9 protein-coding genes and 2 pseudogenes are annotated in these 13,250 nt (G+C 60.2%); 2 read left to right on the top strand and 9 right to left on the bottom strand.

Features of this window, described 5'->3' with window-relative positions:
* Positions 1-90 precede the first annotated feature (90 nt).
* From trxC to FEM54_RS35065, 8 genes and pseudogenes are all read right to left on the bottom strand, one after another.
* Positions 91-525, bottom strand: a complete 435-nt coding sequence (trxC, locus tag FEM54_RS10400; RefSeq protein ID WP_017138537.1) for a thioredoxin TrxC — start codon at positions 523-525, stop codon at positions 91-93.
* Between the two features lie 206 nt (positions 526-731).
* Positions 732-1,868, bottom strand: a complete 1,137-nt coding sequence (locus FEM54_RS10395) for an MFS transporter (protein ID WP_138450767.1) — start codon at positions 1,866-1,868, stop codon at positions 732-734.
* Positions 1,869-1,899: 31 nt separating this feature from the next.
* A complete protein-coding gene (locus FEM54_RS10390) occupies positions 1,900-2,175 on the bottom strand; it encodes a hypothetical protein (RefSeq protein WP_138450765.1) in 276 nt (91 codons plus the stop codon).
* A gap of 121 nt (positions 2,176-2,296) precedes the next feature.
* A complete protein-coding gene (gene selO, locus FEM54_RS10385) occupies positions 2,297-3,760 on the bottom strand; it encodes a protein adenylyltransferase SelO (RefSeq protein ID WP_138450763.1) in 1,464 nt (487 codons plus the stop codon).
* A 48-nt stretch (positions 3,761-3,808) separates the two neighbouring features.
* A complete protein-coding gene (gene mscK / locus FEM54_RS10380) occupies positions 3,809-7,147 on the bottom strand; it encodes a mechanosensitive channel MscK (RefSeq protein WP_138450761.1) in 3,339 nt (1,112 codons plus the stop codon).
* Positions 7,148-7,203: 56 nt separating this feature from the next.
* On the bottom strand, positions 7,204-8,946 hold the full coding sequence (locus FEM54_RS10375) for a potassium/proton antiporter (RefSeq protein WP_138450759.1): 1,743 nt from the start codon (positions 8,944-8,946) through the stop codon (positions 7,204-7,206).
* 261 nt (positions 8,947-9,207) lie between these two features.
* Positions 9,208-9,807 (bottom strand): annotated as a pseudogene (locus FEM54_RS35070) (methyl-accepting chemotaxis protein); the annotation flags it as partial.
* Positions 9,808-10,110: 303 nt separating this feature from the next.
* A pseudogene (locus tag FEM54_RS35065) lies at positions 10,111-10,767 on the bottom strand (MCP four helix bundle domain-containing protein); the annotation flags it as partial.
* Positions 10,768-11,110: 343 nt separating this feature from the next.
* Between FEM54_RS35065 and FEM54_RS10365 the strand changes: the two are divergent.
* Both FEM54_RS10365 and FEM54_RS10360 read left to right on the top strand, forming a co-directional pair.
* Positions 11,111-11,341 carry a hypothetical protein gene (locus FEM54_RS10365; RefSeq protein ID WP_138450754.1) on the top strand — a complete coding sequence of 77 codons (231 nt, stop codon included), beginning with the start codon at positions 11,111-11,113 and terminating at the stop codon, positions 11,339-11,341.
* The gene (locus FEM54_RS10360; RefSeq protein ID WP_017138531.1) at positions 11,338-11,631 is read left to right on the top strand and encodes a cell division protein ZapA; all 294 of its coding nucleotides are present in this window, start codon (positions 11,338-11,340) and stop codon (positions 11,629-11,631) included. The genes FEM54_RS10365 and FEM54_RS10360 overlap by 4 nt, the downstream gene beginning before the upstream one ends.
* On the opposite strand, the gene FEM54_RS10355 is transcribed toward FEM54_RS10360, so the two are convergent.
* A partial coding sequence (locus FEM54_RS10355) for an acyl-CoA dehydrogenase family protein (RefSeq protein WP_138450752.1) occupies positions 11,628-13,250 on the bottom strand: 1,623 nt, incomplete at its 5' end. The genes FEM54_RS10360 and FEM54_RS10355 overlap by 4 nt on opposite strands.

The raw sequence follows: 13,250 nt of genomic DNA, 5'->3' as shown, positions 1-13,250 counted from the left end.
GGCCTCACCTCGGTCTGACTGATAGACCGAGTTGCCTGCATCGCAGGCAAGCCAGCTCCCACAGTTGACCCCGTTGCTTGAGGGGCTGGTTTACACCCCTTGGCTACGCAACCAACTCATCAACTGCGGCAACGGAAACGCGCCACTCTGGCGCGCCACTTCACGGCCGTTCTTGAACAGAATCAAACTCGGAATCGAGCGAATCCCCAACTGCGCCGACAGCTGCTGATTAGCCTCGCTATCAAGCTTGGCCAATCGGCATTTACCCTCCAACTGCCCAGCCGCCTGCTCAAACACCGGCGCAAACGATTTGCACGGCCCACACCACTCGGCCCACACATCCACCAACAACGGCAGGTCGCCCTTGATCTGGCTGGCGTAGTCGCCTTGTTTCAGCTCGAAAGGCTTGTTCAGCAACACAGGCTGCTTGCAGCGCCCGCATTTAGGCGCATCACCCAGGCGTTCGCCAGGGATGCGGTTGAGGCCGTTGCAATGCGGGCAGGGGATTACAAGAGGTTCGGACATGGTGGGCTCCTTGAGTGTGGCCAATCAGCTCAATCTGGAGCCGACAACAAGGTTTATCAAGACCAACTGAAAGGATGAAACATGAACGACAACTTGAGTTATCCACAGCCATTCGCACATTGGCGCGGGTATCTTCCAGGGCAGGCTGCCATTAACCCAATCCAAAAAGTCAGTGTGAGGCAGGCGGGTCTCCTTGGTACGAACTGCTAAATACGCCTGGGCAATAAAAAAATCAGCATTAAATGCCCCAGCGCACATACACCAAGTACCAGCATCAAGGTAAAAAGTAATGATGAGTGCATTTGAGTGCTCAACCACGTGGTCAAGCCAGCACTTGCTACGGTGATGCCTCCAAAGGCTGCCGACGCGCTGGCTTGTTGTGCTGGCACGACGTCCAAAGCCCTGGCTGTGACTAATGGCAACAGGATACAAAAGGCAAGACTGGTCGATGCGGCAGCAAGCAGGTAGAGGTTTAAATCTTCCTGAAGCCATGCAGCCACCATGGCCACGGCACCGAGGCATTGAGTGAACAAGCCCGCCTTGATGCGCTGTGCCTCGGTAAAGTGCGCGACTGCTTTGCCTCCCGCAAAAAATGCCGAGGCGACCAGTGCTGCCCATGCAGAAAGGATTACACCGGCGACCGGTGTTGAGAGCAGAAATACGCCATCGAGGATAAAGGCCTTGCTGAGGTTTAACGCGGTAAAGGCACTTTGAATCAATACACCCATCAGCAATGCGCCTATGAATGTCGGCTGCCTATAAAGTGCGACGGGCGCTTGAGAGTTGGATGGCTTTAGAGGCTCGAAGCTGTCTTGAGAAAAAAGCCCCAGGCTGACGAATATAAGGCTTCCCGCCAGTGCTGCCATTACCCATCGCCATCCAAAAGCTGAGGCTGAGAGCATTAATACCAGCGGGCTCAATGCAGCAAGCACGCTGATCCCGCCATGCAGGTAGGCCGTCGTACTTTGGAGTTTCGCTTGTCCCAGATGCTGACGTAGCCATAAGCGTGAGGCTGTAGTCGCCAGGGCGTTAGCAGCGAACATTGCAATCAGAGCAATTGAAAGCATCGAGACGCTTTCTGTGAGAACCGTCGCCATGCATAAGAGCGCGACCAGCATAGAGCCGATGGCGAGACTCAGAGAAGCGCCTGTGCGGTTGATCAAGGGCGTTGCAAGCAGCTGACTCAGCGCGAAAGTGATCAGGCCAAGGGCAAGCACGCTTTGAAAGTATGCCGCCGACACATTCAGGTCTTGGGCTATATACGGAGAAAGAGGGACCAAAGCATCGAACACAACAGCACTGACCAGCGTCCTGATCACCACTGTTTTCAGGGCAGTGGTCACTGGCTGGTGCTCCAGTCCCTCAGTGCCATCCTTACGTATTCACTGCACGTAAGGTGGGGGCTGGTTCACTAGCCTGCGCCCTGGCTTGGCTGCCTTCGAGCCACAACGTTATTACTTGTTTGTGCTGCGGGTATCGCTCAATCAAAAAGAGCTCAAGGTCTTTCCAGGCGCGCTGCTCCAGCCAATTGTTGACTTGGGAAAGCTCGCGATGAGGAAAGGACAGGTCCATATGTAGGCGAACAGCGGAATATTTATCGGGTGTAGCGTGATCGCACGCCGATTCCAGGTTCGGAACATCGACGCCCATGACGCACCTCCATTTCATATCTGCTTAAGGTTTGTTGCGTGATTGCAACAAGGTGACCCTAATGCGAAGAGATGTTTAATGATGTCAGGCGCGTCCGGTCTTTATTTCGAGATATGTCTTCTCAGGACGAGCAACTAATCTCCAAATGCTTGCCCCAATCCGGCGGCCGCTGCGCGTATTGCTCCATCCCGGCCTGTTCCTCAAACGGCTTGCTCAGCACCTCATGCAGGCGCCGCACTTCGCTGTAGTCACCTGACTCGGCAGCCGCGATGGCGTTCTGTGCCAGATAGTTGCGCAGAATGTACAACGGGTTCACCGCGTGCATGCGTTCGCGGCGGCGTTCTTGGCTGTCATCGCCATCCCGTGCGACGCGCGCTTTGTACTGCTCGGCCCAGGCATCAAACCCGGCCAGGTCGACAAAGTCATCGCGCAAGCGCGCCACGGCCAGTGCCGCAGACTCATCACCCAGACGGCGGAAGAACAGCGTGTAGTCCACGCCGCTGTTCTGCATCAGTTTCAGCAAGCGTTCCACCAGTGGCTGGTCAGCGTCTTCAGCCGTGGTGAGCCCCAAGCGTCGACGCATCAGGTCCAGGTAGTGCGCCTGATACAGCGGCAGATACAGCCCAAGGGCTTCTTTTAAGGCATCCACACTGATAAACGGCGTCAGCGCCTGGGCCAGCGCGCTCAGGTTCCACTGCCCGATCGGCACTTGGTTGCTGAAGGAGTAGCGCCCTTCATGGTCCGAATGGTTGCAGATGAAGTGCGCGTCAAAATCATCCAGAAACGCAAACGGCCCGAAGTCGAAGGTGATGCCGAGGATCGACATATTGTCGGTGTTCATCACGCCGTGGCAGAAGCCATAGGCCTGCCATTTGGCGATCATCTCGGCATTGCGCTCGACGATTTCGCGGAACATTGCCAGGTACGGTTCGGGCTGTTCGCGGCACTCGGGGTAGTGCAGATTCAACACGTGCTCGGCCAATTCGGCCTGCTGCTCGGGCTTCTTGGTGTAGTAGAAGTATTCGAAATGCCCGAAGCGGATATGGCTGTGAGCCAAGCGCAATACCATGGCGCCGCGCTCTTGTTTCTCGCGCCATACCGGCGTGTCGGAGCCAATCACGCAGAGGGCGCGGCTGCTGGGAATACCCAAGGCATGCAGGGCTTCGGAAGCGAGAAACTCACGAATCGAAGAGCGCAGCACCGCACGCCCATCGCCCATGCGCGAATACGGCGTCATCCCGGCGCCCTTGAGGTGCAAGTCCCAATGCTCGCCGGCCTGGTTGTACACCTCACCCAGCAACAACCCGCGGCCATCGCCCAGTTGCGGGGTATAGCCGCCGAACTGGTGCCCGGAATAGACCATTGCCCGCGGTTCTGCTTCGGCCCACAGTTTGTGCCCGCCAAACAGCTCGGCAAATACCGGCGTTTCGGCCACGGTCGGGTCGAGGTCGAGCAAGGCCATGGCGGCGTCGCTCGCCACCACAAGGCGCGGCGCGTCGAGGGGCTCAGGCAGTACGTGGGTTGAAAACGCGTCGCCCAGGCGTGCGAAGCGGTTGTCGAAGGTCAGTTCGTCGAGGGCTTTCACCGGCCATCTCCAGCAGAATGTCCGAGCATTCTGCTGGGGATAGGGCGTTTAGTCGAGTTTGCTCGGCGGCGGTTCTTGCACGCCGCCGTCGTTGGCGGGTTTGGCCGGGGTGTCGACTTCCACCAGTTTGTATTCCTGGCCGTGAAGGTTCTTGAGGTAGACCTCCATCTGGCGGAACGAGATGTTGATGTGGTGGTTCTTGAACTCGCGGTTGATAAAGCGGTTCACCTCGTCGATCACCGGGTTACGGTCACCGAGGTCGCGCACGTGCATGCGCAGTTCGTGGTCGAGGGTGCTTTCGCCGAAGTTGAGGAAGTACACATGGGGTTCCGGCTCTTTCAGCACGCGCGGGTTTTCGCGGGCGGCCTTGAGCAGCAATTCCTTCACCAGATCCAGATCAGAGCCGTAGTCCACACCGAGTTTCAACGTCACGCGGGTGATGGTGTCGGTCAGCGACCAGTTGATCAGTTGCCCGGTGATAAACGTCTTGTTCGGGACAATGATGTCCTTGCGGTCGAAGTCGGTAATCGTGGTGGCGCGGATGCGGATCTTGCTCACCGTGCCCGACAGGTTGCCGATGGTGATGGTGTCGCCGATGCGCACCGGGCGTTCGAACAGGATCATGATGCCGGAGATAAAGTTGGCGAAGATCTCCTGCATACCAAAGCCCAACCCCACCGACAGCGCCGCCACCAGCCATTGCAACTTGTCCCAGCTCACGCCGAGGGTGGACAAGGTGGAGACGAAACCGACGCCGGCGATCACATAGGACAGCAAGGTGGTCGTGGCATAAGCGCTGCCTTGGGCCAGGTCCAGCTTGGACAGCACCAGTACTTCGAGCAGGCCGGGCAGGTTGCGCGCCAGGGCGAAGGTGATGCCGACGATGATCGAGGCGCCGAGCAAGTCGCCGATGCTGATCGGCACCATGCTGATATTGGCACCAGTGCCGCTGGTGTATTCGTAGAGGGTCACGTTGTCCAGGTAGGAGAACACAGTGATCAGGTCTTTCCACACCCAGTACAGCGCGGCGATAAAGCCGCCGAGCAAGGCCAGGCGGATCAGGCGCATGGACTGTTCGTTGACCTGCTCGATGTCCAGGGTCGGTTCTTCGATCACCGCTTCGCCGTCGCCGGCTTCCTTGGCGGCCTGGCGTTTGGCCAGGGCGCGGGCATAGGCCAGGCGTCGTGCAGCAACGCCGAGGCCGCGGACAAAGGTGGCCTCGATGACCAGCCAGAACATCAGCAGGTACAGCGTGTTGATCAGCCGGTCGCTGAGTTTGAGCGCGGTGTAGTAGTAGCCAAAGCACACGGCGATAAACAGCGCGACGGGCAGGGCGGTAAACACCAGGCCCACGGCCTTACGGAACAATGAGGCTTTTTCGTGGGTCGGGCTGTGCAGCAGCAGGCGACTCAGCAGCCAGGCCATCAGCGCGTAGCAGGTCAGCACCACAGCGATACCCAGCACGTCGTCGGCCAGCGCGGCCGGCTGGTGTTCGGCGATGGCCACTACGGCTACCAGCGCCAGCACCACCAGCCCGAGCTTGCGGATCCAGCCCTGGAGGAATTCGACCTGGGGCTTTTCCCAGCGGAAATGCAGTTCGGCCACGCCACCCGGCGCGAGAATCCGGTAGGCGGTGTAGAACACCAGCCACGCTTGGGCGATCAGCAGCAAGGCCGCGCCCAAGTTGGCGTTTTGCCCACGGGCGTCTATTTGCAGCGCGTAGCCGCACAATGCCAGCGCCAGGGCCACCGGCAGCGCCAGCAGGATATTCACCAGGATGGCCACCGGCGTGTGCCATTGGCTGTCGCGCTTGAAGTGGCCAATATCGAGGTGGATCTTTTTCAGGCGCGCGTACAAGGCTTTACGCCGCCACAGCAGTGCGCCAATCAACAGCAGCAACGGCAAGAACAGCAGCGGGCGCTGGGTCAGGCCGTCATACAGTTCGCTGACGCTCGAAGCCCACGGCAGGGTGGTGACTTGCTTGGTCAGGTGGTCCGGCACGGTTTCCAGCCACTCGGTGTCCAGCGGCTTGTTGCTGGGGATCCAGAACATTTGCTCGTCGAGGGTCGCGCGCAGGTTGGTGGCGGTGCTGAGCAGTTGTTTCTGGTTCAGTTGCAGGGTGATAGATTCGTTCAGCAGCGCGCTCAGCTCACGGCTCAGGCGTTCGAGCAGGTCGCTGCGAGTGATCGCCAGTTCCAGCAAAGTGCGGCGCAATTGTGGCGTCACGTCATCCGGCGACTGATTGGCCAGCAGGCTATCCACATAGGTGCTGGGCGTACTGATCAGTTCGCGTTGCTGGTTGACCTCGAACTGGTACAGGCGAATGTTGGCGATGTCGTCCGCCAGGTTGCGGTCGACGGTAAGACGCGGCAGCGCCTGTTTTTGTTTGTAGAGGATTTTGGAGAGCAGCAGGCTGCCCTTGAGCACATTGATCTGCTCGTCCAGGGCCGAGTCGCTTTGAGTGACGGTGTCCAGTTGCTGCTTGGTCTGCAGGTTTTTCTGGGTCAGGTCATTGAGGCGATCAGTGCTTTTGAGCAGGTAGTCGGAGAGCTTGAGGTTGGCCGCGCTTTCGGTCGCGAGCAGGCTGCTGCCGCCGGCCTTTTGCGCTTCGATGGACTGCTGGGTCACGGTCTGCTGGGACTGGGCCAGGCGTTTCTGGTTGATCAGGGTTTGCAGGTCCTGGATCTCTTGTTCCAGGCGCGCGGTCTTTTCCACCACCAGGTCATGCTGGCTGTTGCCCAGGTCTTGCAGTTGGCTGTTGCCGGCCAGTTCCTGGCGGCGCAGCGGGATCAGGGCATTAAGGGCCGCAAGTTCGGCATTCAATTGGTTGCGCTGGTCGCCGCTGAGGGTTTTGCCGTTGTCTTTACCAGCCTTGAGGATCGAATTGATCTGCTGGATGCGCGTCTGGCTGCTGCTGATTTCGGTCTGGGCGCGCTCTGGACGGGTCTGGGCGGCGATGGTCAGGCTGTTGGCGTCGGCCAACTCTTTTTGCAGGTCGCCTTGCTGGGTGCTGCGCTGCACGAGCAATTGCTCAAGTTGCGGCACGGGCAGCGAGGCATAGCGTTGGGCCACGGGGACAATTTTAGTCGCCTTGAGCCGCACCAATTCACGCTGGTTGTCGGTGGTCTGGCGCGGAGCGTCTGCCAGCTGGCGCTTGAGGTCGGCCAGGCGCTGCTCGTAATCCTGCTTGTTGCCCAGGTACGTCAACGTCTGTTGCAGGATGCTCTGCAACGCCTTCATGTCGGCGTCGGGCAGCTTGCGGTCGGGCAGCTTGTCCAGGCTTTGCTGGATGGCGTCGGTGCTGGGCGGGTCGGCGGCGTAGACGTTGCCCACGCAGAGGGTCAGGCCCAGCAGGGCAGTGGCTAAAAAGGTGCGCAGTAGGGTCATGGATACCGGTCGAGCAAGGTAAAGAGGCTGGTGGCGTGGCGCCATAGCCTCGCAGTTTAGAGGAAGAGTCCAGGGCCTGGACGACTTCCTTCGGGGAATTTGACGCCGACTTTTCCGATCTTGTTCCCGTCCATGACCGCGACGGTCCAGATTGTGTTGTTCCACTCCACCTGGTCGCCGACGATGGGCGCGCCGCCGACCTTCTGGGTGATGAAGCTGCTGAGCGGCATATCCGGGTCGATGCCGTCGAGCTTAAGCCCGTACAGGGCGGAGACCGCGCCCAGCTGGGCGTCGCCTTCGAGCACGAAATCGCCGAAGAAACGCAGGTCGAGGCCGCGTTGCGGCGCCTGGCTGAACAGTTTGCCGAGGGCCGGCAGGTTGTGTTCGTGGCCGATCACGCAGAGTAAATCGTCGACTTCCAGCACCGTACTACCCGACGGATGGAGCAGTTGCTGGCCACGGAACAGTGCAGCGATGCGTGTGCCTTCGGGCATTTTCAGCTCGCGCAGGGCGGCGCCGATGCACCATTTTTCCGCGCCCAGGCGGTAGACGAACAGCTCCCACTCGCTGGTGACGTGCACTTCCAGCGCGGCGCGGGAGATGGGCGCCGGTTCCGGCGGCACGGTGACCTTCAGCAATTTGGCCACCCACGGCAGGCTGGTGCCTTGCACCAGCAGCGACACCAGCACAATAAAGAACGCCAGGTTGAAGTACAGCTGCGCGTGCGGCAGGCCGGCCATCAGCGGGAACACCGCCAGAATGATCGGCACCGCGCCGCGCAAGCCGACCCAGGCGATAAAGGCTTTTTCGCGGCCGTGGAAGGCCTTGAACGGCAGCAGGCCGACCATCACCGACAGCGGCCGCGCAAACAGGATCATCCACAACGCCAGGCCCAGTGCCGGCAGGGCGATGGGCAGCAGGTCATGGGGTGTGACCAGCAGGCCCAGCACCAGGAACATGCCGATCTGTGCCAGCCACGCCATGCCATCGAGCATATGCAAAATGCCATGACGGCTGCGCACCGGGCGGTTGCCGATCACCAGCCCGCACAGGTACACGGCGAGGAAGCCGCTGCCGTGCAGGGCATTGGTCAGGGCGAACACCACCAGGCCACCGGCGATCACCAGGATCGGGTACAGGCCGGTGGCCAGGTTGATGCGGTTGACCATTTGCAGCATCAGCCAGCCGCCGCCCAGGCCGACGATGCCGCCGATGCCGAATTCGCGAATCAGGTGAGCCAGCAAGCTCCAGTGCAGGCCGGTCTGGCCGCTGGCCAGCATGTCGATCAGGGTGACGGTGAGGAATACCGCCATCGGGTCGTTGCTGCCGGATTCGATTTCCAGGCTGGCGGTGACCCGCTCGTTCAGGCCCTTGCCGCCCAGCAGTGAGAACACGGCTGCGGCGTCCGTGGAGCCAACAATCGCGCCGATCAGCAAGCCTTGGATGATATTGAGGTCGAGCAGCCAGGCCGCCGCCATGCCGGTGAGGCCGGTGGTGATCAACACCCCCACCGTGGCCAGCGACAACGCCGGCCAGAGTGCCACGCGAAAACTCGCCACCCGTGTGCGCAAACCGCCGTCGAGCAGGATCACGGCCAATGCGAGGTTGCCCACCAGGTACGCGGTTGGGTAGTTATCGAAGATGATGCCGCCGCCATCGACGCCGGCGGCCATGCCCACCGCCAGGATGATCACCAGAATCGGGATCCCTAAGCGCGAGGAAAGAGAACTCACCAGAATGCTCGCACCCACCAGCAACGCGCCGATCAAGAACAGGCTGTTGATGGTCGTTGCATTCAAAGGCAGTACTCCAGAGCGGGGAAGACGAGGCGCAAACTGACCATGCAGTCTGCGTGCCAGCGATTCTAACCTGTTGAATTGCTGTGCTGTCAAAAGATCGTTCCCACGCTCTGCGTGGGAATGCCTCGTTGGACGCTCTGCGTCCGCTGTCAATGTGTGAGCTGGCTTGCCTGCGATAGCGGTGTATCAGTCACTGGGGTTATTGACTGTTAGATTGCTATCGCAGGCAAGCCAGCTCCCACAAGGGATCACTGGTGTCAGTTAGAGCCTGAAGCGCCCCACCATCCCATTCAGGTCCACCGCCAAGCGCGACAACTCACTGCTCGCCGCACTGGTCTGGCTGGCACCCGTGGCCGACTGCACCGACAAATCACGAATATTCACCAGGTTACGGTCCACTTCCCGCGCCACTTGCGCCTGCTCTTCGGCCGCGCTGGCGATCACCAGGTTGCGTTCGTTGATCTCCACAATCGCAGTGTTGATGGTGTCCAGCGACATTCCCGCGCCTTTGGCGATGTTCAACGTCGACTCCGCACGTTCGGTGCTGTTGCGCATCGAATCCACCGCATGCTCGGTGCCGGCCTGAATGCTGCCGATCATCCGCTCGATCTCGCTGGTCGACTGCTGGGTGCGATGGGCCAGCGCGCGCACTTCATCGGCCACCACGGCAAACCCACGACCGGCTTCACCGGCGCGCGCCGCTTCAATCGCGGCGTTCAGGGCCAGCAGGTTGGTCTGGTCGGCCAGGCCGCGAATCACGTCGAGCACTTTGCCGATATCGCGGGACTCATTGGCCAGGTCGCCAATCAAGGTGGCGGTGGCTTGCACATCGCCGCTCATGCGCTCGATGGCGCTGACGGTTTCCTGCACCAGGTCACGGCCGTCACCGGCAGACGTGGTGGCATTGCGCGAGGCTTCGGAGGTGCTCACCGCGTTGCGCGCGACTTCTTCAACGGCACTGGTCATCTCGTTGACGGCGGTGGCGGCTTGCTCGATTTCATTGTTCTGCTGGGTCAGGCCACGGGCACTTTCGTCGGTGACGGCATTCAGTTCTTCTGCCGCGGACGCAAGCTGGGTCGCGGAGCCAGCGATGCGTTGCAGGGTGTCGCGCAGCTTGTCCTGCATCTTGGCCATGGCAGCAAGCAGGCGGCCGGCTTCATCGTTGCCATCAACCTTGATCGGGCGTGTGAGGTTGCCTTCAGCGACTTCTTCGGCGGCTTCCAGGGCCTGGGCAATGGGCAGCGTGATGCTGCGGGTCAGCAGCCAGGCGAACAGCAGGGTCAGCGCGGTGGCAGTGATCAGCAGGCCCACTACCAGATCAAAGGCCATGTCGTATTGGTCTTTGGCTTCTTGGTTGGTGGCGTTGGCCATTTGGTTGTTGATGTCCAGCAGGCGCGTGAGCACCGCGTTGACTTGCTCGGAATTACTCAGTAATTCGGTGTTGAGCAAGGCGCGCAGCTCATCAATCTGGTTGGCGCGTGACAGGCTCTTCATGCGCTCCTCGATCTGATGGTACTGGCCGAGCAAACGCACGTATTCGTTGTAGGTGGCGCGCTCTTCGCTGCTTTCGATAAGTTTTTCGTAGACGCCTTGGGCGGCACGAATCTGCTGGTTACGCAGTTCGAAGGCTTCCAGGGTTTTTTGCTGCACGTCCGGCTCGCGGTTGGTCAGCAGGCGGTACGACAGCACGCGCAGGCGCAGGGTCAACTGGGTGAATTCGTCGAGGGCGCGAATGCTCGGCACGCTGGACTGGGTGATGTCTTCGGTGGCTGCGCGAATCTTGCTCATCTGGTTCAAGGCGAACACGCCGAGAAACAACATCAGCGCGCCAATAAACGCAAAGCCAAGGAAGGCCCTCGGAGCGATATTCATATTACGAAGAGACATGCGGGAGTCCTGGGGAGAAGCGCGATCCGTGCGGCCATGAGACGAGGTGTGCATTGCGTATCGGCCATGCGACTAAAGTCTTAAGGGGGCGCGCGCTTTTGTCGCATCTGACGAGGGGTTGGACGGATTCAGGAACCAGATCGGGTAAATGCAGTCACTAAGGCTCGAAAGTGCGGCCCGGCCCTTAAAAAACGGGCTGCCTGCCGGGGATAACCCTGGCATCCGAGGTGAATTTTCTTTATCGTCACCGCCCTTTGAAAATGCCCGAGAAATCAAAATGTTAGAAGCATCTCTCAGCCAGCTTGAACAACTGGTCACTGACCTCGTACAACAAAACCAAGACCTGCTCGGCAGCAATGAAGCCCTGAAGGCGGAACTGGCCCGCGCCAAGGATGAAAACGACAGCCTGCAACTGAACCTGATGGAACAGGAAGAAAAACACGGCACCACCGCCGCGCGTATCCAGGCGCTGGTTGAGCGTGTGAGCGCAGGGCCTGTCGGCGCATGAATGAAGGGATAAAGGTCGTTTCGATTCTCGGAGAGGATTACTCGATCAAGGCGCCGCAAGGGGAGGATCAAACCCTGATGCACGCCGTGACCATGCTCAAGGCCTCCCTGGCCACCACCAAGAAAAAGTACCCGACCCTGATCGGTGACAAATTATTGGTACTGGCTGCGCTGAACCTGTGCGCCGAGCAGATCGACATGCAAAAGCATCACCAGCAGGAACTCGACCGTTACCAAGAGCAAGTCAGCGCCACGGTCGAAGTGATATCCAAGGCGATCGGAACGCCTTAGAACCACGCGTCCTGCATGCCCAGGCACGTGTCATCGCGTGCCTCCAGAATCGCCAGTTCATGATGGCAGCTCGGTACTTCCCAGGTCAGGAAGTACCGGGCGGCCTGGAGCTTGCCTTTATAAAAGGCCACATCGGCCGCATTCCCCTTGGCCAAACCTTCCTCGGCGCGAATCGCCTGCTCCAGCCAGCGCCAGCCAATCACCGTGTGCCCGAACACCTTCAAGTACAGTGCCGAGTTCGCCAGGCTGCTGTTGACCTTGCCGTGGGCGAGATCCGTCAGCAGGCCAATCGTCACGCTTTGCAGGCGGCTGACCAATTGCTCCAGCGGTTCGCGCAGGGCCGTCAGTGAGGCGTATTCCTGAGCCCGAGCGCCGGTTTCGGCGATCAGGCGGACCAGTTGCTTCAAGCCCGCGCCGCCGTTTTGCGCGAGCTTGCGCCCGAGCAAATCCAGGGACTGGATGCCGTGGGTGCCTTCATGGATCGGGTTCAGGCGGTTATCGCGGTAGTACTGCTCCACCGGGTATTCGCGGGTGTAGCCGTGGCCGCCGAGGATCTGGATTGCCAGTTCGTTGGCCTTGAGGCAGAACTCCGATGGCCAGGATTTGACGATGGGCGTGAGCAGGTCGAGCAGTTCGTGGGCGTGCTTGCGCTCGGCTTCGGTTTCCAGCGTGGTGGTGTCGTCAAACAACCGAGCCGCGTACAGGCCCAGGTCGAAGGCGCCTTCCACATAGGCTTTCTGGGTCAACAGCATGCGCTTGATATCGGCGTGCTGGATGATCGAAACCGGCGTGGTGCTCGGGTCTTTGCTGTCAGGCAGGCGACCTTGCGGGCGTTCGCGGGCGTATTCCAGTGAATAGAGGTAGCCGGCGTAACCCAGCATCACCGCACCCATGCCCACGCCGATGCGTGCCTCGTTCATCATCTGGAACATGCAACTCAAGCCCTGATGGGGTTTGCCCACCAGATAGCCGACGCAGTTGCCGTTATCGCCGAAGTTAAGTGCTGTGGACGTGGTGCCCCGCCAGCCCATCTTGTGAAACAGCCCGGCCAGCAGCACGTCGTTACGTGCGCCCAGGCTGCCATCCTCGTTGACCAGGAATTTGGGCACGATAAACAGCGAAATGCCCTTCACCCCAGGCGGCGCGTCCGGCAGCTTGGCCAGCACCATGTGCACGATGTTTTCCGACAGCGGGTGGTCGCCGCCGGAGATGAAGATCTTGTTGCCCTTGAGTCGATACGTGCCGTCGGACGCAGGCTCTGCGCGGGTACGAATATCCGACAGCGACGAGCCGGCATGTGGCTCGGTGAGGGCCATGGTGCCGAAGAAGCGGCCTTCGATCATCGGCTGCAGGAAGCGCTGTTTTTGCGCCTCGGTGCCGAAGCTTTCGATCAGGTTGGCGGCGCCCATGGTCAGGAACGGGTAGGACGTTGACGCTGCGTTGGCCGACTGAAAGTGCGCGAAACAGGCTTGGGAGAGCAGGGTAGGCAACTGCATGCCACCGGCTTCGAAACTGCGGGCAGCATTCAGAAAGCCCGCTTCCAGAAAAGCGTCCACGGCGGGTTTGACTTCAGGGATCAGGATCGCCTGGCCATCTTCGTAGCGCGGTTCGTTTTCGTC

It is taken from the genome of Pseudomonas edaphica (assembly GCF_005863185.1).
GTDB lineage: Bacteria > Pseudomonadota > Gammaproteobacteria > Pseudomonadales > Pseudomonadaceae > Aquipseudomonas > Aquipseudomonas edaphica.
This window is presented reverse-complemented; position numbering and strand designations above follow the sequence as displayed.

Excerpts from the sequence above, each read along its gene's own strand:
- trxC (WP_017138537.1), bottom strand. The coding sequence starts at position 525 with ATGTCCGAACCTCTTGTAATCCCCTGCCCGCATTGCAACGGCCTCAAC.
- FEM54_RS10390 (WP_138450765.1), bottom strand. The coding sequence starts at position 2,175 with ATGGGCGTCGATGTTCCGAACCTGGAATCGGCGTGCGATCACGCTACA.
- mscK (WP_138450761.1), bottom strand. The coding sequence starts at position 7,147 with ATGACCCTACTGCGCACCTTTTTAGCCACTGCCCTGCTGGGCCTGACC.
- FEM54_RS10365 (WP_138450754.1), top strand. The coding sequence starts at position 11,111 with ATGTTAGAAGCATCTCTCAGCCAGCTTGAACAACTGGTCACTGACCTC.
- FEM54_RS10360 (WP_017138531.1), top strand. The coding sequence starts at position 11,338 with ATGAATGAAGGGATAAAGGTCGTTTCGATTCTCGGAGAGGATTACTCG.